Source organism: Roseibium aggregatum (genome assembly GCF_017309185.1).
Classification (GTDB): domain Bacteria; phylum Pseudomonadota; class Alphaproteobacteria; order Rhizobiales; family Stappiaceae; genus Roseibium; species Roseibium aggregatum_B.
Map to the genome: position 1 here is coordinate 2,234,557 of NZ_JAEKJZ010000001.1, position 24,723 is coordinate 2,259,279.

Consider the following 24,723-nt stretch of genomic DNA (forward strand, 5'->3'; position numbering starts at 1 on the left):
AGGCCTTGGACAGGCGGAAACAGAGGCGGGGCAAAGCAGCCGATCCGGGAGCGAAACGCTGTTGGACGCGCGCGCGCTGACCAAGCGTTTCGGCGATATTCTCGCCAACGACCGTGTTGATCTCGTCATCAACAAGGGCGAAATCCATGCCTTGCTCGGCGAGAATGGCGCCGGCAAATCCACCCTGGTGAAGATGTTCTACGGGTCCCTGGAACCGGATGGAGGAGAAATCCTGTGGCAGGGCAACCGGGTGAAGATCGACAACCCGGCAACAGCCAGGGAACTCGGCATCGGTATGGTGTTCCAGCATTTCTCGCTATTCGAAGCACTGACGGTGGTGGAGAACATCGCACTCGCCCTGCCAAATCCAGGCAGGATGGCCGATCTGGCTAAGAGGATTGAAGCGGTCTCGAAGGATTACGGACTGCCGCTTACTCCGACGGATGTGGTCGCCGATCTGCCGGTGGGCATCCGTCAACGGATTGAAATCGTCCGCTGCCTGCTGCAGGAACCGAGGCTTATCATTATGGACGAACCGACGTCCGTGCTGACACCTCAGGAGGCTGATCGACTTTTCCTGACGCTTCAAAGGCTGGCGAAAGAAGGCTGTGCCGTTCTCTACATCAGCCACCGGCTGGAAGAGGTCAAAAGGATCTGCCACCACGCCACGATCCTGCGCCATGGTCAGGTTGTGCGCGAGTGCGATCCGACCAAGGAAACGCCCGCTTCGCTGGCGAGCATGATGGTCGGTGCGGATGTGGCCGCGGTCAGCGCAAGCGAAAAGAAGGCGAACCTCGGCGGCGTCCGTCTGGGCTTGAAGAACCTCTCGGCACCGGCCGCGACACCCTTCGCGACCGCCCTTAACAAAATCTCCCTTGACCTCAGAGCCGGAGAAGTCGTTGCGATCGCGGGAGTTGCCGGAAACGGGCAGGGGGAGTTGTTCGACGCGATCTCGGGCGAAAGGCCGGTCAGGTCTTTCATGATCGAGATCGACGGCACCGCCTGCGGCACGAAATCGATCACCTGGCGCCGGCGCCAGAACGCGGCCTTTGTTCCGGAGGAACGCCTCGGGCACGGCGCCGTGCCGGGAATGCTGCTTTCCCAAAACGTTGTGCTGACGCGCCATGCGACATCAGACGGCCTTTCGTGGGGCGGTCTGGTGTCGTTGCCCAAAGCGGTATCGATCCAGGAACGCATCAAACGGGATTTCGATGTCCGCATGTCCCACGACAATCCGGAAGCCCGTTCGCTGTCCGGCGGCAACCTGCAAAAATTCGTCGTCGGGCGGGAGCTCGACCGCAAGCCGGGCCTGCTCGTTGTCGATCAACCCACCTGGGGTGTGGACGCCGGCGCCGCGGCACTCATTCGACAGGCCCTGATCGACCTTGCGAGATCCGGGTCCGCCGTTCTCGCGATCAGCCAGGACCTCGACGAGATATTTGAGATCGCCGACCGGATCGCGGTGATTTCACGCGGATACCTGTCGGAAGCCGAGCCGGCGGAAAAAATGACCCGGGAGCGGGTCGGACTTTTGATGGCCGGTGGTGCCGAAACCCAGGGAGACGTCGCCTGATGCGTATCGAACTGGTCAAACGAAAAGAACAAAGCAAGGCGATGGCTTTACTGTCTCCCGTCATCGCGATCGCTCTCACGGCCTTGTCCGCTGCGATCATCTTTTCCCTGACGGGCCACAATCCGGCTCTCGGGCTCTACAAGTTCTTCATCGAGCCCCTGACCCAGCAATGGTCGCTGGAAGCGACGATCGACAAGGCCACGCCTCTTATCCTGATCGCCTGCGGTCTGGCCATCTGCTACCTGTCGAACAACTGGAACATAGGCGCGGAAGGCCAGTTCATCATCGGCGCCTTGTTCGGCTCCTTTCTGCCCATCCTGTTTCCGGATTTTGAGAATGGGGCGACGCTGCCGCTGATGCTTGTGTCCGGGGCGCTTGGCGGAGCCTTGTGGGCGTTGATACCGGCCCTCTTGAAGACCCGGTTCAATACCAATGAAATCCTGACCAGCCTGATGCTGGTCTATGTGGCCAGTCTGCTTCTCGATTATCTGGTTCGCGGACCCTGGCGCGATCCCGGAGGGTTCAATTTTCCCGAATCCCGCATGTTTTCGGACGCGGCGACACTGCCTGAGGTCTTCGGAGGCGCCTTGAGCCTGGCTACGCCGATCACGCTGGTGATTGCCATCGTCCTTGCGGTCCTGCTTGCAAAGACCCTCAAGGGGTTCGAGATCCGCGTCATGGGGCAAAGCCCCAGAGCCGGCAGTTTCGCAGGCTTCTCGGCAAAGGGACTGACCCTTTTCTCCTTCGCGCTTGCCGGTGCATTGGCCGGCCTTGCCGGCACCATGGAGGTCTCCGGCGCTTTGAACCAGCTCCTGCCGACGATTTCGCCCGGGTATGGCTTTACCGCGATCATCGTCGCGTTTCTGGGACGTCTCAATCCCCTGGGTATCATCGTTGCCGGATTTGTGCTGGCGCTGTCCTATATCGGCGGCGAGGCCGTCCAGACGGCTTTGGGTGTTTCCAACAAGATCGCCAGCGTGATCCAGGGGCTTCTGCTCTTTTTCGTTCTCGCCTGTGATACCCTGATCCTGTACCGGGTTCGCGTGATTTCCCGCCGGGCTCCAGGCGGGGAGGCATCCCATGTTTGAAGCCGTTCTACTGACCGTCATCACCGCCGCGACGCCGCTTTTGATCGCCGCCATAGGAGAGCTTGTCGTCGAGCGGTCCGGCGTCCTGAATCTGGGCGTGGAAGGCATGATGATCATGGGCGCGGTGATGGGCTTTGCCGTCGCCAATCTGACCGGGTCCGGTGCACTCGGCATTTTCGCGGCAATCCTCGCCGGCGTCGCCATGTCCGCCCTGTTCGGATTTCTGGTCTTGAACCTGGTGGCCAATCAGGTTGCAACGGGACTGGCGCTGACCATCCTTGGTATCGGGTTTTCCGGACTCATCGGTGAAGCCTTTATCGGCGTTCCGGGCCTGAAATTGCCGCAAATCGTAATTCCGGGACTGTCCGACATACCCTTTTTCGGCCCGGTTTTCTTTCGTCAGGACGCCATCGTCTACATCAGCTTCGCGCTGGTCGCGGCCGTTGCCTATACGCTGTTCAAAACGCGGGTAGGTCTCATCCTGCGCGCAGTGGGCGACAATCACGGCTCGGCCCATGCGCTGGGGTATTCCGTCATCAGGATCCGTTTCATGGCCGTCCTGTTCGGCGGAGCCTGCTCGGGACTGGCTGGCGCCTACCTGTCTCTGGCCTACACGCCGCAGTGGGTGGAAAACATGACGGCGGGTCGGGGCTGGATCGCGCTGGCGCTGGTGGTCTTTTCGTCCTGGCTGCCGTTGCGCGTAATCGTCGGGGCGTATCTCTTCGGTGCCGTCAACGTCCTGAACCTGCACGCGCAGGCCATGGAGATGGACATACCGTCTCAGTTCCTGTCGAGCCTGCCGTATCTGGCGACCATCCTGGTCCTTGTCCTCATTTCGGCGAACCGCAGACTGACGCTGGTGAACACGCCGGCCTGTCTCGGCAAGTCTTTTGTTCCCGACCGGTAGTCATGCTCCCGGTCAGCTCCCGGCCCCGAAGCGATCAGGGGCGGGATAATCCGCAAGATCGCGCCTGAGAAAAACACAGGGGTAAAACACATGAAATCTCTTTTGAAAGCCACCGCCGCCGCAGCGGTTCTGGTCGCAGCAGGTTCGGCGGCGAGCGCTGCCGACGTCAAGGCCTGCTTCATCTATGTCGGCCCGGTCGGCGACTTCGGCTGGTCCTACCAGCACGACCAGGGCCGCCTCGACGCGGTCGAACATTTCGGCGACAAGCTGGAAACCGCTTTTCTTGAAAGCGTGCCGGAAGGACCGGATGCCGAGCGCGCCCTCGAACGTTTCGCCCGCGAAGGCTGCAACATCATCTTCACCACCTCGTTCGGCTACATGAACCAGACCATCAAGGTCGCCAAGAAGTTTCCGGACGTGAAATTCGAGCACGCCACGGGCTACAAGACCGCCGACAACGTCGCGACTTATAATTCCAAGTTCCATCAAGGCCGTTACATCATCGGCCAGATCGCGGCCAAACAGTCGAAGACCGGCGTAGCGGGCTACATCGCGTCGTTTCCGATTCCGGAAGTCGTCGCAGGCATCAACGCGTTCCTGCTGGGCGCTCAGTCCGTCAATCCCGATTTCAAGCTGAAGGTGGTCTGGGTCAACACCTGGTTCGATCCGGGCAAGGAAGCCGATGCCGCCAAGGCGCTGATCGACCAGGGCGTCGACATCATCACCCAGCACACGGATTCCACCGCGCCGCTCCAGGTCGCCCAGGAACGCGGCGTGCACGGCTTCGGCCAGGCCTCCGACATGATCGAATTCGCTAAGGACGCCCAATACACGGCAATCGTCGACGACTGGGGGCCGTATTACATCGAGCGTATTCAGGAAGTGCTGGACGGAAACTGGAAATCGGAGAGCACCTGGGACGGCATTGCCGAAGGCCACGTTGTCATGGCGCCCTACACCAACCTTCCGGACGATGTCGTCGCCATGGCAAAGGCCACCGAAGACAAGATCAAGAGTGGCTGGGAACCCTTCACCGGACCGATCACCAAGCAGGACGGTACGGTTGCGGCGGAAGATGGCGTGACGCTCGATGACGGCGCCATTCTGGGCATGAACTGGTACGTCCAGGGCGTCGACGACAAGCTGCCGCAATAAGGTTCTTATGAACGCAACCGGCCCGGGAGCATGTTCCGGGCCGGTCGACCTTCACCTCTTATCATGGACGCGGACTTCATGACCCTTGCCTTTGCAATGGACTGGCTGAACCTGCTTTTCCGATGGGCGCATCTGATCGTCGGCATCGGCTGGATCGGCACATCCTTCTATTTCATCGCGCTCGACCTGTCCTTGCGCAAACGGGAAGGCATGAAGGAGGGGGTTTTCGGAACCGCCTGGGAGGTTCATGGCGGCGGCTTCTATCACGTCGAAAAATTCACCGTTGCGCCCAAGGAACTGCCCGACGACCTGATCTGGTACAAGTGGGAAGCCTATCTGACCTGGGTCACGGGGTTTGCGCTGCTGATTGTCCAGTATTATTTCAACGCCACCGCCTATCTGATTGACCCGAATGTCTTGAAGCTCGTGCCAAGCGAAGCAATTCTCATCTCCGTCGCGTCGCTCGTTGGCGGCTGGCTGATCTACGACCGACTGTGCAAATCGCCCATCGGCAGGAACACGCCACTGCTTGCCTTGTGCGTTTTCGTGCTGATCATGGCGGCGGCCTATATGTTCACCCACGTCTTTTCCGGGCGAGGGGCGCTTATCCACGTTGGCGCCTTTATCGGCACGATCATGGCCGTCAACGTGTTCGGCGTGATCATCCCGAACCAGAAGAAAATTGCCGCCAGCCTGATGGCGGGGGAAGCCCCCGATCCGGCCCTGGGGGCCATGGGCAAACAGCGCTCGGTCCACAACAACTACCTGACCTTGCCCGTTCTCTTGATGATGGTGTCCAACCATTATCCGATGCTAACCGGACATCCGCATTCCTGGCTGCTGGTCGCACTCGTGCTGATCGCCGGTGCAATGATGCGCCATTTCCTCAATCGTCACGACGCGGGCGATGATCTCGGCAAATTCTGGTGGTCGCTTCCGGCCGCCGCCATCGCGATTGTCATCGCCATGGTGATGACGGCACCCAGGGATTTTTCAGGCTCCGAAAAGGTCGCCGACAACACGGTGCTGCAAATTGCGCAGAAACACTGTGCCGTCTGCCACGCAGCCAATCCGCAATACGAGGGCTTCGACGAACCGCCCAAGGAGATCGAACTGGACAGCCTGGAAAACCTGCACCGGTATGCCGACCAGATCATGCAGCAGGCCGTTCAATCCGACGCCATGCCACTCGGCAACGAGACCGGCATGACGGAAGAAGAACGCGCCACGCTCGGCGCCTGGATCAGCCAGTCGAAATAGAAGACCATGACCAGCCTTTCAGATGTCAACCGTATGGACAAGGATGCCTTCCTTGCAGCCTTTGGCGATGTGGCGGAGCATTCGCCCTGGGTTGCGGAAAAAGCTTTTGACGCCGCTCCGTTTCAAACCCGCGAATCCGTGATCTCCGCCTTCGAACAAGCCATGACCGCAGCCCACCGAAACGAACAACTGGCCCTGATCCGTGCTCACCCGGATCTTGCGGGAAAAGCGGCAATCGCAGGCGATATCGCCGTGGATTCCAGGAAAGAGCAAGCCGGGGCCGGACTCGACAGGCTTACCGGCGCGGAATTTGAAAGGTTCACTGACCTCAACGGCCGCTACCTGGAGACATTCGGTTTCCCCTTTATCTTCGCGGTCAAGGGATCGACCAAACACATGATCCTGGCCGCTTTCGAAGACAGAATTGGCAATGATCCGGATAAGGAGTTCCAGGTTGCGTTGACCCAGATCGCCCGCATTTTCAGGTTTCGCCTGGAAGACCGGATCGCCGAATAGACCGGATCAGGCGACTATCCGTTTGAAGGAGGACAAACGGATCGCATTTGCCACCCGTGATGGTAGGATCGGCTCCGATTGGTTTTCCGGTATTCACATCATCATTGGCGCTGCGAACCATGCTGCAAAGACGTGAACTCATGCTGGCCGCCGTGACCGCGGGCGGAAGCTCGCTCCCGGTTTTATCCGCCGCTCAAGGTCAGGCCTCATCCGAGGAAACTCCATCCGCCTCAGCAAAAAAGAAGGAAGGTTTCGCACTGGCTCTTGGAGGTGGGGCAGCCAAGGCCTTTGCACATATTCCGATCCTCGAGGCCGTCGACGAACTCGGCGTGATGCCCAAAGAAATCGCGGGAACCTCCATGGGTGCAATTCTCGGAGGGCTCTATGCGGGCGGCATGAGCGGACGTGATATCCGCGATTTCGCGGTCGATCTGTTCACCCGCAAACCCCAGTTGCTGCAGAAGCTGTTTCTGTCCAACGGCCGGACATGGAGTTCGCTGCTCAACATGACCCGACCGGCGATAATCGATCCGGTTGTTCTGTTTGAAACCGTCTTTCCAAAAGACCGGCCGGAAACCTTCGACGACTTGCGCCTGCCGTTGAAGATCGTTGCGACGGATTTCTACAATCAGTCCCAGGTGGTCCTGGAACAGGGCCGTCTGTTGCCGGCCATCGCGGCTTCCTCGGCACTGCCGATGCTGCTGACGCCCGTCCGGATCGACGACCGCGTGCTGATCGACGGAGGTTTCGTCAATCCGACCCCCTTCGACGTGTTTGACCGGGCTGATCTCGTGACCGTCGGCGTAGACGTAACCGGCAGCACATTTTCGTCCAGAAAGACCTTTCCCAGCGGGCTGGAAACCTGGATCGGCTCGTTTTCCATCACGCTGCATTCGCTGGTTGCCGCAAAGCTTGCCTGCGCTCAACCGGACCTTTTGATAGAGCCGCCCATCGGCACTTTCAACACGATGGATTTCTTCAAAATCAAGGACATCGTTAAGGCGGCGGAGCCCGCGAAAGAAGTCTTCAAGCGAGAATTGAGCACGCTATTGGACGGCTCATGACTCAGAACGCCGGACCGCGTCTTGAAAAAATCGCCTTCAGTTCGTCGGCCCGGGCTTTCGACCAGCCTTCCGGTTCCACAAGGGCCGCCCAGGCGTCGATATAGTCCGGTGCGACGTAATAGTGTCCGAACCTCTCGACATCGAGCGCGAACATGGAATCGAGCGCGAGCTGCAACATGGTGACCACGGGGAACCACGAGAGCTTGTCGGTGACGTCGGGCGCTCGCGGTTCGTTCATCCAGGCCGGCGGTTTGATCGCGCTGTCGAATGTGAAATTCACAATGGGGTCGCTGCCGTAATTCAGGAACACCGCCCTGATCGGTCCCCAAGGGGCAAAATTCCCATCAAGCCCACCATACTGGTCGAGAACACGCACCAGCGACCCATTGCCGAAAGTCGGTCGCCAGGCGGGGCTGTCTTCGTTGCGACGATCCCTGACTTCCGACCAGTACCTCGAAAAGAACGGCGAACCGGCCCACATCGCGCCCTGGATCGGATCGCCGAGCATGTCGAGCAAGGGCAGGGTGGCCTGGGAGTTGAACGCCCCCTGGCTCAGGCCATGCACATAGAGATCGGGCCGATCTTCTTTCGGCATGTCCGTCCAATGATCGTAAATGGCGTTGAAAAGAGCTCTGGACTGGTCGACGCCATAGTCCGGATGCGCCAGCAGCGCCAGCATGCTGGTCAGATAGGAATACTGGACGGAAACGGTCGCCACGTCCCCGGCGAGCATGAAGTCCAGCGTGTCATGTGCGCCTGGATCCATCCAGCCGGTACCGACCGGAACCATCACGATCAGAACCGAGCGCTCGAAACCGCCGACACGGATCAGTTCCTTTAGAGCGATTTGTGCCCGTTCCTCGGGCGTGTCCGCCGCCCGGCGGCCGACATACACCCTGATGGGCTCAATAACGCGGCCATGCTGGAATTCAGAAATTTGCTCTATGGTTGGTGCCGTCGCGACGAAATGGCGTCCCCAGCGTCCCATTTCCTCCCACTTTACGAGAGAGGCCGGACTTCCGGTCTTTCTGTCTTCTTTCGGTTGAGCAATATCGGCTTCGATCAGCTTGTCCGCCGCCAGGAAAGACGCATCGGCAGCCTTGAAAAAGTTTCGTACAAGCGCCCCGTCGACGACTGCCCACACGACCCATCCGACGAGCCCGACAGACAGAACCACTCCGACGCGCCTCGGTAAAACCCTGTCCAGTTGCACGGCGACGACCCGTCTCAGCATTCCCGCGAGCCTAAAACAGACCCAAAGAGCAAAGCTTGCGAAGGCACCGACCAGAAAGATGAAAACCGGTGCGCCGGTTTCCAGGGGCGGAAGCTCCATCGCGGCCCGGGTTGCGTTCTGCCAGCTCCCGGCTTTCAACAGCGAGTACAACAAAATGACGCCGCCGGTCAGCAACGCGGCGGTGCTGCACCATCGGTTCAACGCGGTGGGACAGTCCGGCAGTTCCAGATATCTCCACAGCGAACGCATCAGAAGTGCGGCCTCGTATCCCAGACTGGCCGCGACTGCCGCCAGGATGCTTTGAACCAGCGGGTCTCGCGGCATCAGGGACGGTGTTAACGCCGCTCCGAAGAAACTGACTGCGACCACGAAACCGAAAGGGGACCAGCCGTCCCGGAATGCTTTAAAGGGAGCCATCGCGCACACTGCATCAAAGGTTTGAAACACCGGTAGTATCGGCCATTTGCGCAAGAATGACACCCTCTTGCGACGGCACGATAGATCGGCAATTCAAATGACCGCTGCCGAATTCAATCGATAAAAATTACGCTGCGCATCGTGACATTTAGACAGAATTAACAGTTGCCGGGTCTAAATCGCACCCGGTAGCGGGGAGCCGGAATTCAGACGCGTCTGCGACTTCGGACCCCCACAAGCACAGCCAGCCCGCAAGTTTCGTGAAAGTTTAACGGACTAGCGTAAAAGCCGGCTGTGCCTCAGCGGGAAACGGCACGGGCCTGGAGGCCTGAAATTGTTTCCCTAACGATAACAACCGGGGGGCACCGGTTAACCAAGGCATGCAACACAGACCAGACCGGATTGACCAATCGAACGGATCGGCCGATGTCATTTGACAGACTGTTGCTGTTTTTATTCCCTGCGCTTTGCGGCGTCTTCGCAGTTTTCCTCGCCTTAAATACCTACGGTCTCATCGAAACCCGCTCGGATTTCGAGGAGAACCACCGGCTGGAGTGGTTTTCCTTCCGAGAAGCCATACGGCTGAACACTTCTGATTTCGAGGACTTCTTTTCCCGCTACACGACCCGATCGGGACATGGCGAAGGACAGCTCCCGAAGCTAGGTGGAAAGTCGGTTCAAGCCACACTGGAAAACCTTCCGAGCCGTGAATTCAGCACGGTGCTTGACCGGTCAAACCTTTTTCAGAATTGGGTCGCTGCGCCCGTGGCCGCAATGAACGGCAACACAGCGGCATTTTATGCTTTGGATGCGCTGCTGCCTGTCGATCGCGCGGTCGTTCTTCCTGAGACCGTCGCGGCCGCGCTTCAAAACATCGCCGAAATGACAACCCGGGAAGCGGACACGCGCGCCGAGACCGCGCGCCGCTCCTTTCAGATCCGTCAGGGCATGCAAACCGGGCTGGCGCTCGCGACAATCGCCAGCGCTCTTGGCTGGGTTGTGTTGCTCCTAAGCCGGAACTCGGCTCTCCGAAAGGAATGCCAGGACCGCATGGAAGACACAGACCGCCTTTTGCATATCCAGAGTCACGATCCTCTGACCGGGCTTTTCAATCAGAAGGAATTTTCAGCCAGGCTGCGACGAACCTATCAACAGCTGTCCGAGGGGCAGGTGCTGAATGTTGTCAGCATCAATCTCGACGCGAAATCTCCGAAAACCGCCGAGTATTGTCAATCGATCGAAAATGCGATCCTGGTCTCGGCGGCCGACATCTTGCGCCACGCCGCCGGCGTTGCTGTCGGTGCCGTCTGCCTCGCTCGGGCCAACGGCAAGGGGTTTCTTGCCTATTTCACCACTTCGGAAACAGAGGATCCGGCCGCGCATGACCTGGTTATGCGAATCCGCCGTGGCTTTCAACATCCCGTCGCGACCGACAGGGGGGCCTTTCTCCTGCCTCCGGCAATCGGCATCGCCAACACCGAAACCGTTGACAAGGATCCGGCCGAACTCATTCGGAATGCAGACCTTGCAGCCTACGAAGCACTCGCAAATCCTCTCGCAAGACCGGTTACCTACCAGCCCTCCATGCGCGCGGCTCTGGACCGCACGATATCGATTGAACAAGCTCTACCGGATGCCATCGAGAACGGTGAATTTCTCCCTTACTATCAGCCGCAGTTCAATCTGATGTCGGGACGCATCGTGGGCGTCGAGGCACTGGCCCGATGGAACCATGCGGACCTTGGCTGGATCTCTCCTTCTGAGTTTATTCCACTTGCGGAAAACAGTGGCGATATTGTTCCGATCGGCTGGCAAATTCTGGAGCGGGCATGCCGTGAAATCCTGAAACTGCCAGGCGATCTGACACTTTCCCTCAACCTGTCTGTTTCACAATTGCTCGATGAAGATGTCGTCTTCATGCTGGAAGACTGCCTCGAGCGGACAGGGTTGCCGGCGAGCCGGCTGAAGATTGAGGTCACGGAAACCACCGTGATGAGCGATCGTGCCCAGATCCAAACAACGCTGTCGTCCGTTCGATCCCTCGGCATTGCTCTTGTACTCGATGACTTCGGCATGGGCTTTTCGGAACTGTCGTGTCTGACGGATTTTCACTGGGATCTGATCAAGATCGACGGTGCCTTCGCCACCAGGGCGACCTCCGATGACAAGATCCGGGACATTCTCAAACTCGTACTTGGCATTGCCGCAAAAATGGGCTCGGAGGTTCTTGTGGAAGGGATCGAAACCGTCGACCAGTGCGATGTTCTCGCGGACCTGGGATGCGCCAACGGCCAAGGGTATCTTTTCGGCGGTCCGATGGCCATCGACGATATCAAGACCCTGTTTTTCCAGGGACATCGGCACCCCGATCTGAAGGAGGCCTAAGATTGGGGACCGCGCCGGAACCGTCGGCTGGGTCCCCATTCAACCGAACCTGCGCCTTTAGCCGGCAATTTCACCGCTTGTCAGCCGAGTTTTCAAGGTGTCGAGCAGGTCGATGTCGGAGCGCTCGGTCAAAGACACATAGGTGAATGTCATGGTCTCGCGGGCCTGCACCATGGACCCGGGAAACGGCATATAGACCAGTTCCTTGGAGGCGAAGGCGGGCGAGGCCGTGCCGACCTGCCAGTTGCTTTCGATTTTCGCATCGACGAGATGCTGGACAAGTCCGTCGGAACCCGGGCGGTGGAACGGTACGCCGGCGAGCCTCAGATAGGAGGTCTTGTCCTCTGCTGCCCGGAACCCGTCGATAAAACTCACACTCAGCGCCTGCAGTTCCTCGGCCCTGTCCGCATCGGAAGACCCGTGTACGTGGGAATGCAGATGATCGTGGCCTGCGTGATTGTGACCATGCGCATGACCGTGATCATGCGCATGGGAATGGTCGTGAGCAGCGTGACCATGTCCGTGCTGATGAGGGTGATTGTGGTGGTGATGAGCCATATCTGTCACTCCACGTCCGGACCGGCCGGGATGGACACCGGCTTGTCGATGATATGCTTGTGCGCGCCCATTTTTCCGTGCGAGACGAGGGTGCCGAGCACGTCCACGATCACCCTTGTGGCGAGCAGGGCGGTGATGTCGGAACAATCGTAAGGCGGCGAGACCTCGACCACTTCCAGCCCGCAAATGCCTTCCTTGGCAACGAGAGAAACAAGTTCGAGCGCCTCGCGCGGCAGGAAACCGCCGGGTTCCGGCCAGCCGGTACCCGGAACGAAGCCGCAGTCGACACTGTCGATGTCGAAGGAAATATAGACCGCGTCCGCATCCTTCCAGGCAAGTTCCAGGGCGCGAGCGGCCGTTTCCGCGAGGCCGAGTTCCTCAACGTCGCGCATGGTGAAGATGTTGGTGTTGCGTTCGCGCGCCACCTCGACCCCTTCGCGCGGCACCTGCCAGCCTCCGATGCCGATCTGAACGAGGTTCACGGCGGGCACATTGACCAGATCCGTGGCATGGAACCACGGCGTCGTATGCATGCGTTCGTCGAGATCTTTTTCCTGAATGTCGATGTGCCGGTCGAAATGCACGATGCCGATGCGTTTGGAAGTGCAGTTCGCAATGCCACGTACGCAGGGAAAGCCAATGGAGTGGTCGCCGCCGATCATGATCGGCAGGGCGCCGGAGGAGGCCACGTGAGACACCGCCCTTGTCACCTGATCGAAGGTCTTTTCGATATTGGCGGGGATCGTGAAGATATCGCCGACGTCGCAAAGCGTCATCTGTTCGCGCAGATCCACGCCCATCTCGTAATTGTAAGGCGTGTAGAGCGCCGAGATCTTCCGCACGCCCTGGGGACCGAAGCGGGTTCCGGGCCGGTAGGTCGTGCCGCCGTCGAAGGGAACGCCGATGATGGCGGCATCATAGGCGCCGACCTGGGTCACGTCTTCGATGTAAGGCGCCTTGAGGAAGGTGTTGATGCCCGCATAGTGGGGGAGTTCGCCGCGCGCGAAGGTCGGGATCGACTTGTCCGTCAGGCTGTCGGAGCCGGTCAGTCCCATGCGCAGCGCCCAGGCCTTTTCCTTTTCCCAGGCCGCGGAGGGCAGGGTGCCTTCCTTTTCCGCCGACTTCCAGCCGCGCAGTTGAAGCTTGTCGAAATCCGGGTGGTGCTGTCTCTTCGCCGGTTCGCGCGTCAGCTGGCCGGCGGCGCGATGGCGCGTAGAGGGACCTAATTCGGTTGAAAAACTCATGGGGACGTTCCTCACGGATGGTTGGGGTCTGAAGGGATGGCCGCTTCGGCACTGAAAGGCACGCCGATTACAGTGGCGATGTCCTCCGGCTTTTGCCTGGGGCCGGCGACCGGGGCCGAAAGGGGCAGATCGTAGGTGATGGTCGCTCCGAAACGCTCGGGCGCTTGCGGATCGTGCCGGATCTTGTCGAAGACGAGCAGGCGCGTGCCGAGCTTGAAAGCCTCGTGAATGTCATGGGTGACCATGAAAATGGTCATGCCGAGGTCTTGCCAAAGCCCGAGCAACAGCTCGTGCATGTCGACGCGGATACCGGGATCGAGCGCGCCGAAAGGCTCGTCCAGAAGCAGGATGGCCGGCTTTTTCACCAGCGCCTGGGCAATCGCCAGCCGCTGCTGCATGCCTCCCGAAAGTTGAGCGGGATAGCGGTTCCTGGCGGCGGTGAGGCCGATACGCTCGAGGAGCTCCTCGATGTCCGAAAAGGCAGTCCGCCGGCTTGATCCGAAGAACCTGCCGGTGAGGGTGGCTGCTTCGAATTCCTTTGCCAGAATGAGGTTCTCCGCAACGGTGAGATGCGAGAACACGGAATACTTCTGGAAAACGATGCCCCGATCCGGGGTCGGTTCGTCCGGCAGCGGCCTGCCGTCCAGCATTATATCGCCTCGGGTTGGGAGTTCCTGGGAGAGGAGCATGCGCAGGAATGTGGATTTGCCGCAGCCCGAGGCGCCCACGATCGTGCAGAAACTGCCCGGCGCGACATCGAGTTCGACCCGTTCCAGAACCGGCGTGCCGTCATAGTACTTTTCAACTCCCCGAACGGAGAGTTTCGGCTGTTGCGAAACGGTCATAACGCGTCGCCTCCCAGATGATGCCAGCGGAAGGCCCGGCGGGAGAGCAGCAACAGCAACCGGTCGAGCAGGAAGGCCAGCAGCGTGATCCAGGCGACATAGGGAAGGATCACATCCATTGCCAGATAGCGGCGGACCAGGAAGATCCGGTAGCCGAGCCCTCTGGTCGAGGCGATGGCTTCCGCCGAAATCAGGAAGATCCAGGCCGGTACCAGGCTGAGCCGCATGCAGGCGATCAGCTTGGGCAGCACCTGCGGCACGACCAGCCGGGTGACCATCTGCCAGACGGACGCGCCGAGCGTTTCCGCCTTGATGATCATTTCCCTTGGAATATCGAGCACCGCCTGGGCGGTGTAGCGGATCATCACCGGTGCCGTCCCGACGACGATCAGCGCGATCTTCGATACCTCTCCCAGCCCGAACACGATGAACAGGATCGGCAGGACGGTGATCGGCGGGATCAGGGAAAATGTCGCGATATAGGGCGCGAGCGCACTGCGGACATGCGGGACAAAGCCAATCCCGATGCCGATGAGAAGAGCCAAAACGGTGGCCAGCGCCATGCCCGTGCCCAGGCGCCAAAGGCTGTCGAAGGTATCGAGCCAAAGCAACAATTCACCGGACCGTTTGTCCGGAACGGCGGCCATGCGCCAGAAGGCCTGCCCCATGCTTTCAAGGGACGGCAGAAGCTTGTCCGCCGGGTTTTCAAGACGCCGGTAGTGGCTTGCAACCGCATAGGCAACAATCGTCGCGACAAAGGGCACAAGACCCAGGGCAAGGGCTGTCAGCCGTGAGGGCGACCGGTTGATGACGCGCATGGCTCGATCCTGGAAATCTCGAGGGAGGAACCGGCGGGACCCGGCCCGGTTGGAGCGGATCCCGCCGGAGACGTCAGGATCAGAGAGAACCGCCGGCGGCCATCTCCATGAAGCTCGGGTCGAAACGCAGCTTCACGTTGTTCTTGTCCCCGTAGACGGAGCCGTCCGGGAAGGAGACACCGACAAACTCCGGGCTTGGCGCGCCTTCGCCGAGAATGCCCTTGTCGAACAGGAATTCCGCCACGAATTTCATGGTCTTGGGCAGATCCTCCGATTTGGTGAAATCGACCGCGTCCTTGGGGGTGTAGAACATTTTCGTGGTGGCGAGCTGCGCGTCGTAGCCGGCAAGGTCGGTCCCGGAAGCCTCGGCCATGGCGGTTTTCGCGGCAATGCCTTCCTCGCTGTCGGAGGCCATCAGCGCCATCAGTTCATACCATGCCCCGACAAGCGCCTTACCGAAATCCGGGTTGTCGGCGAGCGTGTCGGTGTTGACCATCATGATGTCGATGATCTCGCCCGGAATACCCGCGCTGTCGAAGACCTTGTTGGCATTCGGCTGGGCTTCGATTTCGGAAAGCAGCGGATTCCAGGTAACGACCGCGGTGACATCCGGTGTCGCGTAGGCGGCGATCATGTCGGCATCCGAGGTGTTGACGACCTTCAGGTCCTTTTCGCTCAGATCCACCGTATCGAGCGCGCGCGCCAGCAGATAGTGCGAGACGGACAGTTCCACGAGGTTGACGGTCTGGCCCTTGATATCGGCAAGCTCGGTCTTGTCTTTCAGGATGATGCCGTCGTTGCCGTTGGAATAGTCGCCGACGATCAGAGCGGTGGTGTCGATGCCGCCGCCGGCCGGGATGGAGAGCGCGTCCATATTGGTCATGGAGCAACCGTCATACTCGCCGGCGGTATACTGGTTGATGGATTCGACATAATCGTTGATCTGGACGATTTCGATGTCGAGCCCGTATTTGTCGGCCCATTTCTTCATGATGCCGCTGTCTTGCAGATAGCCCCAGGGCATCCAGCCGACATAGATCGACCAGCAGACCTTGAAGTCTTTCTTTTCCTCCGCCTGGGCGGCGGAATAGGACAGCGGCATGGAAAGCACTGCGGCGAGTAGGGAAGCTTTGGCAATCGATTTCAGCATCTGTGCGCGTCTCCTGTCTTGGGCCCCTGAACTCCTCCCGAGAGGAGCGCTCAATCTGGGCTTACGTCTTGAGGTTCTTGCGCACGGCCGGGAGCAGGTTCGCGCGCGCGAAACCTCGTGCAGTTGTCTCCCGGGTTTTTGTCCCGCCGTGTCACCGGGCTATGCAGGCCAAAACGACCCTTCCTGCCCGGCTTGCGCCTCTCGGTCCTGCGTTTTTGAAAAAAACCGGATCCCTAGGCGCGCTGCACGAAAATTAAGGAAAGCAAGCGCAGTGCCAGTTTGGGCGGAATGTAAAGCTCTCGAACTATCAATGACTTATTTTGTTCCGGTAATTTCTTCTCGACGACAGAACGAACTTGCAATCAATGTTCTGGCTAAAAACTGGGCGGCAGGTGAACAGTTTCCGGTCAGTTTCGTTGCCAATTCGCTGCGAGAGAATTGCTTGTCGCAAAAGAAAATATCTTCACCATGTCACAAACGGTCCGGCTGCCTTGTCTTGTCTATCGAACCGACACTTCGAAGGAGGCAAGCATGCCGCCAAACCCGTTCACCCGATCCGTCCTGCCCGGCCCTTGCAGGGTCGATGACGCAAATGCCAACGCTTGAGAACGACCGAAGATGTCCGATACGGGTCACGATCCGCTTTTCACCGAACAGAGGCCGCAGCTGATCCGTCTTGCCTACCGCATGCTCGGCTCGGTGGCCGATGCGGAAGATGTGGTGCAGGACGCGTACATGCGCTGGCTCGATGTGAAGCGCGAAGCGGTGAGCGAACCGAAAGCCTATTTACGGACGATTGTCGCGCGCCTTTGCCTGAATGTGCTCAAGTCTGCCCGTCGCAAGCGCGAAACCTATATCGGTCCCTGGCTGCCAGAACCGGTGTTCGACCCTGAAGACGAGGACATTGCGGACGATATCACGCTGCCGCTGATGATGGCGCTGGAACGCCTGTCGCCCCTGGAGCGGACTGCCTTCCTCCTGCATGACATTTTCGCGGTCGGTTACGGCGAAATCGCCGACACCCTGGGCCGGGAAGAAGCGGCCTGCCGCAAGCTTGCCAGCCGGGCGCGCGAACACATCCACGCCGCGAGGCAGAGATTTGCCGTCGACAGAAAGGAAGGGCGAAGGCTGGCCGAAGCGTTCTTCCAGGCCTCCAGGACCGGCGATCTGGACGCGCTTCGCGAGTTGCTGCGCGAAGACGCCACGGCTTATTCCGATGGCGGCGGCAAGGTTGCCGCCTCGCTTCGGCCAATCGTCGGCATCGACGACGTCATGAGACGCTTTGCGCAACTCGCGATCCTGTTCCGGAAACAACCGTCCCGCCTGGTCCGATATGCAAGCATCGACGGCCTGCCCGGGTTCGTGACCGTCGAGGGCGGTGACATCCTCCAAACGACCGCGCTGCAGATCGAAGAGGGTGCGGTGTCCGCCGTCTTTGTCCTGCGCAACCCGGACAAGCTGATCAGTCTTCAACGGAGCCTGGCGCAGCAGACCTGACATTCCTCCTTCACACCGATTTAAAGGACCGAAGCTCATGAACACGGAAATCGCCATCGTCTATCACAGCGGCTTTGGACATACCGCCCGGCAGGCCGAAGCGGTGGCAAGGGGGGTCGAAGACGCTGAAGGCGCAAAGGCAACTTTGCTCTCCGTTGACGCGGCCCCGGCCTCATGGGGCATCTTGAATGCGGCGGACGGGATCATCTTCGGGGCGCCGACCTATGTCGGTGGACCCTCCGCGCAGTTCAAGGCCTTTCAGGACGCCAGTTCGCGCGAAATCATGACAGGCGGCTATCTCTGGAAGGACAAGATTGCCGCCGGCTTCACCAATTCCGGCGCCCAGTCCGGGGACAAGCTGGCGACCCTGATGCAGCTCGTCCTGTTCGCGGCGCAGCACGGCATGCATTGGGTCAATCTCGATCTGCCGCCGGCCAACAATTCTTCCCTTGGGTCGGCCCGAGACCTGAACCGCCTGGGCTGCTGGCTCGGCGCGACCGCGCAATCGAATACCGACGAAGGGCCGGACACGGCGCCACCGGCGGCCGATCTGGAAACCGCACGCCATCTCGGCCGGCGCGTCGCCGAGGTGACCGCTCAGTTCGTTCGCGGACGGCAGTTGGCTGCGTAGAGGCTTGCCGTTGAAGCCGGGGCTTGACGTGTCGCACGACATCCGCACCGGTTACGGAAAAGCTCAACCGGCTTCGATCCGCACCCGGTAATCCAGGGTGGAGGTAACGCCATTTCCCCAAAAGCCGCCTTCCACGGGCATTGTCGCCTCCTGATCCGGTGCCGCGGCGAGAGCGACATGGCCGTCGCGGACCGCTATCCCGTGGGTCGGGTCGTAGCCCCGCCACCCGGCGCCGGGAAACCAGACCTCGGGCCATGCGTGCAGGTGGCGTCCGCCGTCCGCCGTCTCGGAGAAGGCCTGGTAGCCGCTGACAAAACGCGCCGGAATGCCCTGGCTCCGGCAGGCCGCCATGAAGAGAACCGCCAGGTCGCGGCAAGCCCCACGCCCCAGCGCCAAGGTTTCCGCCGCGCTCTGGGCATTGCCGTCCATCCGGATATGCCTGTCGAAACGCTCGAAAAGCACCCGCGTGAGGAGATTGAGAAAGGTTTCGGCCTGACCTCCGCATTCAGCTGCAAGGTCGCCGGCAAAACGGTGCGTTGGCGCGTTTTCTCCCGCGCCGAGATACTCCACCATCGAACCCTGGCTCCATGGCAGGGGCTGAAGACCGGGTAGGGGCTCCGCGTAGCTGACGGTTTCTCCCTCGAACTTGCTGACAATCCGTAGAACTTGCGTTTCGCCGCTGAACCCGAACCGGGTGACAGGCGTGCCGTACCGGTCAAGCTCGTCGCGCCGCCAGACCGGCTCCGGGTCGATCTCGAAATTTTGCTGAAGAACTCTGAAGCTGTCCGGACGGGGTGTCAGGCGAAGCAGATGATCGCCGAGGCTGACCGGCACGGAATATTGATAGCAGGTTTCGTGTTGAACGGAAAAACGCAAGTGTCGTCCCCTCAAACGGTCTCTGAATTCGAAAGACTGAAATCTAGGAGGAAAAGGGTGGAGTGACCACACCCTGAGAAATCTTCAGACAGTAGATTGGGGGACGTCGGCGGAAGGGCCGGCGGAGTGTCGAATGTGTCAAAAAAATCAGCGACCGCTTTGCCTGGCACGGTAAAGTGATCGCCGGAGGATGATATCACCGCGACTCAGGCGTGCGGGCTTTCAGACAGGCGCATCCCTGCATATCTCCGGCTGACAGCGCGTCCAGCCAGGCGTCGAGCGCGTCGGACAGGATGCGCTGCTGACTGTGCCCGCTCTGCACGGCGACGGTCAGAATCCGGCGCTTCTGTTCCGCCGTCAGCCGCGCTTCGACCCGGTGCAGGCGGTCGACGCCGGCATGGGGATCGGCGGGCCATGTTACCCCGGCACCTTGACAACAGCCGCGGGCGGCTGCGTCCGCAGAGAGGGGCTGCGCATCCGGTGTGGCCTGTGCGGGTTCACGGGCGGGGGCTCTGGCCGCATCGATTGCGGGGGGCTTACTCAGCAGGACGGTCCGGGCTGGCAGGTCGGCGCAGGTGGCGTCGCGACGTTCTTCCGGACCCCGCGGTTCCGGCGCGGGTGCATCGACATAGCTGGCACCGGCAAAGGCCGAGGGCTGAGCGGGCGAGGCCTCGCCCTTGCGGGCGAGAAGCCCGGCATGAAGACTGGCGTAGCGGCTCATCGTATCGGTCTCCTTATGCTATATGCCGGCGGCCGAAAGGTTGATGGGAGCGGCGGCGATCGGGCTGGCCTGGCGGCGGCCCCGTATCGGCGCGCCGGCGCTCCACCCCGTCCCAGTTGGAATTCTCCGCCTCGGCAGGCGGATCGGGCTCGGTGACTGCGACACCGGCGCCGGTGCCCAAGCGCGGCGCCAGGCCGGACAAGGCATAGCCGGGCCGGTCTTCCAGCGGGATCTCTTCCTCATCTTCGACATGGGACGACATCCCGGCCGTGGCCGGGCTGAGAATATCATCCTCGAAGGTGCGTCGCGGCGGCCGGTCGATCAAGTCCAGCCCGTCGCCCCGCATCCGCATCAGCCGGTCCTGAAAATAGGCCCACAACCGGGCGGTCTCCACCGCTGAACGGCTATCAGGATTGACCTCGCCCACGGTACGGCCATCGATCATCGAGGCGGCAAAATCGACCCGGTGGTGCAGGGTAACCGGCGCCACGGTGCCGTGCTGGGACAGGGCCACCGCCGTCTCGCCGGTAATCCGGGCCCGGGACGTGGCCGAATTGACCACAAATACCAGCGGCTTGTTTTGCATCTGCACGATATCCACCGTGGGACCCACCGCCCGCAGGTCGTGCGGGCTGGGCCGGGTCGGGATCACCACCAGATCGGCATGAATGATCACTTCGGCGATGGTTGAGGTCACCGCCGGCGGCGTATCGATAACGATAAGCCGGTAGCCGGCCTCCTCGAGCACCGCGATGTCGCGGGCCAGATCGAGCACGGAAATCTGGGCAAAGGCCGGGGTGGCGCTGGCTCGGGCATTCCACCATTTGGTCATCGAGCCCTGCGGGTCGGTATCGATCAGCGCCACCGGGCCATAGCCGGCCCGTTCGGCTTCCACCGCCATGTGAGCCGAGACCGTGGTCTTGCCCGATCCGCCCTTTTGCGAGGCAAACACCACCACTTGTGCGGCTGGTCTTGCCTTGTCGTCACTGGACATGTTTCACCTCTCCCACCGGCGCCCATTGCAGCCGGTCCTCTGGTGCATCTATGGGCCATGAAAGCAGGGATGTCTTGCCCGTCCGATAATCGAGCGGTGTGTCTTTGAGACGAATTCGACGTAGATTTTAATCGATTACGCAGGAGGCGAGGCGGGTTGGGCCGCTGAGAGAGCGGGCGGTCATCCGTCCGTTTTTTGGCTCACCGGATCCACAATGATCCTATTGATCGTCCGCGCCCTAGCGGCCCAAGGCAATAAAGGGCTGAACTCATCGGCGTAAAAGATATCGAGACGTTGACCGGCGATAGTCACGGCTCGGAAACTGTCAGTTTTTGGGCTGTGCTTAATTTTCCGATCGCCGAAAAGCGCATGAAAATCTTTCGGGATCCCGCGCTTGTAAACCTTCGCCATATATCGCCCGATTGGTAGCCTAGCTTACTCGGTTCGAGGCGCGCCAACCAACCGGAAAATAAAGGGATTTTGAAATAATTGGGCTCTTTAGGGGAGTGGCGGTGAGGGTGGGATTCGAACCCACGGTACGCTCTCACGCACGGCGGTTTTCAAGACCGCTGCCTTAAACCACTCGGCCACCTCACCTGGGCAGCCGGATCCGGTCTCCGGTCGGCTGCGCTGTCTTCCGTTTCCTTCGTCTCGGCGAGAAAGTCAAGCGCCGGGTGAACGGCCGCGTCGAAGCGGGCGGAGATTCGTGTGGATGGGGTTTGGATCGGATGGCGCGGAGAGGCGGAAGGCTTTGCCATGTTCCGGGCCCTTGCGCAATCAAGGGGTAGGGGCAGGAGGTGCGCTTGGGCGCCGGAACATGGACAAAGTTAAGAGGCCGCCGGTCCGGTGTCGTGGGCAGGGTTTTGAACCGGCGGCCGAAGCTGGAGGTGGGGTCCAGCATTGCCGTGACAGGGCGGTCATCGGCAATAAGGAGACCTTAGGAGCAATCCCGAAACGCGGATGTGACCTATGTCACAACGAGGCTCTTTGCCGATTTTCCCTCGCGTGTGTTCTACAGGCAACAGTTCGGTGACGGCGGAAGCTGAACGGGAAAATAAAATTAAATCAGCATTCTAGCGATCAAATGAACCTTCTGTCGCTGGCGGAGTCTTCGTTAAACCGTTGAAAGCCAAAAGGTCGCGCGCCTGAAGCCTCGACGCAAGATTTACTTTGAAGTAAGGAACATGGGATTAAACAGGGCAATGTGGGACGCGTAGCGGGGGCAGTGCGTCTTGCGGGGACAGATCGTCGGAGTGTCGATTGCCTTTTTAAACCGGCGCGGATGTAAGCCAGTGTCGGGAAAGTCGCGTGAGCTGCGGGGCCGCCAACGCGTAAGTGAGTAGGACGGCGACATGCTAGGGATAGACGGGGAAACTCGCCAGGTGGCGGGAACGTCTTGTGGGGATGAAGCCGGCGCGCAACGACTAAGTCAGCGCACCGGTAAAACGGTCTGGAGACAGGTTCGTTCCGGATTGGTCGTCATCGCGGCCGTGTCCGCGGTGGCTGCCTGCAGCAGCGCTCCTCCTGAAAAAGTCAAATTCAGCGAAAAGAAATACGGCGTGAAGGCCAGCCCGCGCATGGTTGCCGCCGGCAAGCCCGTGCCCAAGGGCGGCGGGCGCTACGTGGTCGGCAAGAAATACAAGATAGCCGGCAAATGGTACTACCCCAAGGAAGATACGAGCTACAAGAAGACCGGACTGGCGTCCTGGTACGGTCCGACCTTTCACGGCCGCAAGACCGCGAATGGCGAAGTCTTTGATCGCAACGGCCTGACCGCCGCGCACACCACGATGCCCTTGCCGTCCTATGCGCGCGTCACAAACGTGGCCAACGGCCGCTCGATGATCGTGCGCGTCAACGACCGAGGCCCGTTCCACGGCAACCGGGTCATCGACTTGTCGGAGCGCGTCGCCACCCTTTTGGGCACCAAGTCCGCAGGCGTCGGCAAGGTCAAGGTCGAGTATGTCGGCAAGGCGCCGCTCCACGGCCAGGACGAAGCCTATCTTATGGCATCCTTGCAGGGCGCAGATTCCGTTGTCCCCGGCGGCACGATGCCCGGAACACTTCTGGCCCAGGCCGATCCCCAAACGCTTCAACCCGCGCCGCGAGTGGTTTTCGGAAAAGTGCCCGCACCGGGCCCGCGCCCTTACCTGAGCGCCCCAACCACTGTCGCCGCCTATCGTCCGCAGTCTCCGGCGCCGCTGTCCGTTGCCTTCGACCCGGCCATCGCGTTTGAAGCAGGACGGCCGACGATAGAGGTTGCCTCCAACAACAGGTTCGAACCGTCTCCCTCCGCCTATGCCCCCCAACAGGCACCGGCGCCGGGCACCTTGGGTATCCTGCCGGCCAGCGCTTTGCAGGGCGGTGGCGCCGTGTCCTCTTTCCGTGCCAACGAACGGGTCTCCGGCGCTCATGCGCTTTTGGCCACCGCTACTTTTGGCCCGAGCCTTTCCATGCGTGAACTTGCTGCTAATATCCCGTCCGACGAATAAAGGGAATCGAAGGGCCGTTCACTCTTCGGTTTGACATGGTGCGGACGGATTGAACGGTGAGGGCGCGCGCTTTGACTGTGCGACTGCAGCGGAAAGTGTTTCGGGGTGCCGCCCTTCGGCTTGTACCGATGGTTCTGGGCGCGCTGCTGGCCGCGCCGAGCGACATCAACGCCGCCGAGACGATCGTCACCAAGGCCCCAAAAGCATTTCTCTACGAACCTTCCTCAGGCTCTATTCTTTTTGCCAAAGCCCCGCACGACCCGTTCGCCCCGGGCTCGCTGGTCAAGGTCATGACCGCCGCGACCGTCTTTCGCGCCCTGAAAGACGGGGAGATGCAAACAGATCAGCTTTGCAAAGTCAGCGAACACGCCTGGCGCACCGGCGGCGCACCGTCGCGGGGGTCAACCATGTTCGCCGCGATCAAGTCGGAAATCGCCGTTGAAGACCTCCTGAAGGGTCTGCTTGTTCACAACGGCAACGATGCCGCGATCATTCTTGCGGAATGCCTGGACGGATCTGAGGAAGCCTTTGCCGAGCGCATGACGAAACTGGCTCAGGCCATAGGCATGAAGAACAGCCGCTTCGGCAATCCGACGGGTTACGACACCGTTCCAAGTCAGACGACTGTGCGCGACCAGGCGCTGCTGGCGGAATATATCCTGGAGAACCATGCAAGCTTCTACCCGCTGTTCGCCCTGCCGGAATTCACCTGGAACAAGATTTTTCAGCGCAACAAGAATCCACTCATCGGGGAAATCCGCAACCTGGACGGTCTTGGCGGCGGAATCGACAAGAACGACGGTTATTCCGGCCTTGGATCGGTCAACCGCAACGGCCGCAGGATCATCGCCGTAGTCGCGGGCCTGACTTCCGACAAACACCGGCTCCAGACGCTGAAGGAAGTGATCGCCGGCGCATGGGATTTCTTCAGCATACGCACGGTTTTCAAGGCGGGAGAGCAGGTCGCTGAAGCCCGCGTCTACGGCGGTGTTGAAGGCTCGGTACCTCTCGTTTCAAAAACCGATATCGACGTCTTGCTTGCCCGGGGAGATACTCTGGAGTACCGGATCCGGGTGGTTTACAAAGGACCGCTGCGCGCGCCGGTGAAACAAGGCGACAGGGTCGGAGAAATTCGAGTTCTCGGAAAGCACGGAGTTGTCTATCGCGCACCGCTGGTGACCGGTGCAGACATCGGTCAGGGCGAAATGTTCGGCCGCGCGCTCGATGGACTGCAGGAATTGCTATTCGGCTGGATCGGCTAGAGCGCCGGGAACCACTGTGGAAACTTGGAAAGGCCG

Annotated in this window: 21 protein-coding genes, 1 tRNA gene and 1 riboswitch; of the genes, 12 read left to right on the plus strand and 10 right to left on the minus strand. The window is 60.4% G+C overall.

Annotated features, from left to right (window positions below):
- Nucleotides 1-58 precede the first annotated feature (58 nt).
- The 7 genes from JF539_RS09660 to JF539_RS09690 all read left to right on the plus strand — a co-directional run bounded on the left by JF539_RS09660 (nt 59) and on the right by JF539_RS09690 (nt 7,563).
- On the plus strand, nt 59-1,573 hold the full coding sequence (locus tag JF539_RS09660) for an ABC transporter ATP-binding protein (RefSeq protein ID WP_236042456.1): 1,515 nt from the start codon (nt 59-61) through the stop codon (nt 1,571-1,573).
- Nucleotides 1,573-2,661 carry an ABC transporter permease gene (locus JF539_RS09665; RefSeq protein WP_207140076.1) on the plus strand — a complete coding sequence of 363 codons (1,089 nt, stop codon included), beginning with the start codon at nt 1,573-1,575 and terminating at the stop codon, nt 2,659-2,661. Before JF539_RS09660 ends, JF539_RS09665 begins: the two co-directional genes overlap by 1 nt.
- Entirely contained in the window at nt 2,654-3,568 is a 915-nt protein-coding gene (locus JF539_RS09670) for an ABC transporter permease (RefSeq protein WP_207140077.1), read from the plus strand. The genes JF539_RS09665 and JF539_RS09670 overlap by 8 nt, the downstream gene beginning before the upstream one ends.
- Before the next feature lie 90 nt (nt 3,569-3,658).
- Nucleotides 3,659-4,723, plus strand: a complete 1,065-nt coding sequence (locus JF539_RS09675) for a BMP family ABC transporter substrate-binding protein (protein WP_207140078.1) — start codon at nt 3,659-3,661, stop codon at nt 4,721-4,723.
- Between the two features lie 78 nt (nt 4,724-4,801).
- Nucleotides 4,802-5,983, plus strand: a complete 1,182-nt coding sequence (locus tag JF539_RS09680; RefSeq protein WP_207140079.1) for a urate hydroxylase PuuD — start codon at nt 4,802-4,804, stop codon at nt 5,981-5,983.
- 6 nt (nt 5,984-5,989) lie between these two features.
- The gene (uraD, locus tag JF539_RS09685) at nt 5,990-6,499 is read left to right on the plus strand and encodes a 2-oxo-4-hydroxy-4-carboxy-5-ureidoimidazoline decarboxylase (RefSeq protein WP_207140080.1); all 510 of its coding nucleotides are present in this window, start codon (nt 5,990-5,992) and stop codon (nt 6,497-6,499) included.
- Between the two features lie 119 nt (nt 6,500-6,618).
- Entirely contained in the window at nt 6,619-7,563 is a 945-nt protein-coding gene (locus tag JF539_RS09690; protein ID WP_207140081.1) for a patatin-like phospholipase family protein, read from the plus strand.
- A 1-nt stretch (nt 7,564) separates the two neighbouring features.
- Here JF539_RS09690 and JF539_RS09695 read toward each other — a convergent pair whose 3' ends face one another.
- Complete coding sequence (locus tag JF539_RS09695; protein WP_207140082.1) at nt 7,565-9,214, minus strand: alpha/beta hydrolase; 1,650 nt, start codon at nt 9,212-9,214, stop codon at nt 7,565-7,567.
- Between the two features lie 426 nt (nt 9,215-9,640).
- Here JF539_RS09695 and JF539_RS09700 point away from each other — a divergent pair, with 426 nt between their 5' ends.
- Complete coding sequence (locus tag JF539_RS09700; protein ID WP_207140083.1) at nt 9,641-11,599, plus strand: putative bifunctional diguanylate cyclase/phosphodiesterase; 1,959 nt, start codon at nt 9,641-9,643, stop codon at nt 11,597-11,599.
- 57 nt (nt 11,600-11,656) lie between these two features.
- On the opposite strand, the gene JF539_RS09705 is transcribed toward JF539_RS09700, so the two are convergent.
- From JF539_RS09705 to JF539_RS09725, 5 genes are all read right to left on the minus strand, one after another.
- Nucleotides 11,657-12,157, minus strand: coding sequence for a hypothetical protein (locus JF539_RS09705; protein ID WP_207140084.1), 501 nt, complete (start codon nt 12,155-12,157; stop codon nt 11,657-11,659).
- Nucleotides 12,158-12,162: 5 nt separating this feature from the next.
- Nucleotides 12,163-13,401, minus strand: a complete 1,239-nt coding sequence (locus tag JF539_RS09710) for an agmatinase family protein (protein WP_236042361.1) — start codon at nt 13,399-13,401, stop codon at nt 12,163-12,165.
- Nucleotides 13,402-13,412: 11 nt separating this feature from the next.
- On the minus strand, nt 13,413-14,246 hold the full coding sequence (locus JF539_RS09715) for an ATP-binding cassette domain-containing protein (RefSeq protein ID WP_207140085.1): 834 nt from the start codon (nt 14,244-14,246) through the stop codon (nt 13,413-13,415).
- Nucleotides 14,243-15,064 (minus strand): ABC transporter permease, encoded by an 822-nt coding sequence (locus JF539_RS09720; protein ID WP_207140086.1) that lies wholly within the window; start codon nt 15,062-15,064, stop codon nt 14,243-14,245. Before JF539_RS09720 ends, JF539_RS09715 begins: the two co-directional genes overlap by 4 nt.
- Before the next feature lie 79 nt (nt 15,065-15,143).
- The gene (locus JF539_RS09725) at nt 15,144-16,214 is read right to left on the minus strand and encodes a putative urea ABC transporter substrate-binding protein (RefSeq protein WP_207140087.1); all 1,071 of its coding nucleotides are present in this window, start codon (nt 16,212-16,214) and stop codon (nt 15,144-15,146) included.
- A gap of 125 nt (nt 16,215-16,339) precedes the next feature.
- A riboswitch (guanidine-I (ykkC/yxkD leader) is annotated at nt 16,340-16,462 on the minus strand.
- Between the two features lie 370 nt (nt 16,463-16,832).
- Here JF539_RS09725 and JF539_RS09730 point away from each other — a divergent pair.
- Nucleotides 16,833-17,711, plus strand: a complete 879-nt coding sequence (locus JF539_RS09730) for a sigma-70 family RNA polymerase sigma factor (protein ID WP_207140088.1) — start codon at nt 16,833-16,835, stop codon at nt 17,709-17,711.
- A gap of 37 nt (nt 17,712-17,748) precedes the next feature.
- Nucleotides 17,749-18,342 (plus strand): flavodoxin family protein, encoded by a 594-nt coding sequence (locus JF539_RS09735; RefSeq protein WP_207140089.1) that lies wholly within the window; start codon nt 17,749-17,751, stop codon nt 18,340-18,342.
- A 63-nt stretch (nt 18,343-18,405) separates the two neighbouring features.
- Here JF539_RS09735 and JF539_RS09740 read toward each other — a convergent pair whose 3' ends face one another.
- The 4 genes from JF539_RS09740 to JF539_RS09755 form a co-directional block, all read right to left on the minus strand.
- Nucleotides 18,406-19,218, minus strand: a complete 813-nt coding sequence (locus JF539_RS09740; RefSeq protein WP_207140090.1) for a transglutaminase family protein — start codon at nt 19,216-19,218, stop codon at nt 18,406-18,408.
- Nucleotides 19,219-19,414: 196 nt separating this feature from the next.
- Nucleotides 19,415-19,939: a hypothetical protein gene (locus tag JF539_RS09745; protein WP_207140091.1), complete on the minus strand. Its 525-nt coding sequence runs from the start codon at nt 19,937-19,939 to the stop codon at nt 19,415-19,417.
- 13 nt (nt 19,940-19,952) lie between these two features.
- Nucleotides 19,953-20,933 (minus strand): ParA family protein, encoded by a 981-nt coding sequence (locus JF539_RS09750; RefSeq protein ID WP_207140092.1) that lies wholly within the window; start codon nt 20,931-20,933, stop codon nt 19,953-19,955.
- 507 nt (nt 20,934-21,440) lie between these two features.
- A tRNA-Ser gene (locus tag JF539_RS09755) sits at nt 21,441-21,530 on the minus strand.
- 755 nt (nt 21,531-22,285) lie between these two features.
- Between JF539_RS09755 and JF539_RS27995 the strand changes: the two genes are divergently transcribed.
- Nucleotides 22,286-23,425: a septal ring lytic transglycosylase RlpA family protein gene (locus JF539_RS27995; protein ID WP_207140093.1), complete on the plus strand. Its 1,140-nt coding sequence runs from the start codon at nt 22,286-22,288 to the stop codon at nt 23,423-23,425.
- 95 nt (nt 23,426-23,520) lie between these two features.
- Nucleotides 23,521-24,687 carry a D-alanyl-D-alanine carboxypeptidase family protein gene (locus JF539_RS09765; protein ID WP_209017067.1) on the plus strand — a complete coding sequence of 389 codons (1,167 nt, stop codon included), beginning with the start codon at nt 23,521-23,523 and terminating at the stop codon, nt 24,685-24,687.
- Nucleotides 24,688-24,723 lie beyond the last annotated feature (36 nt).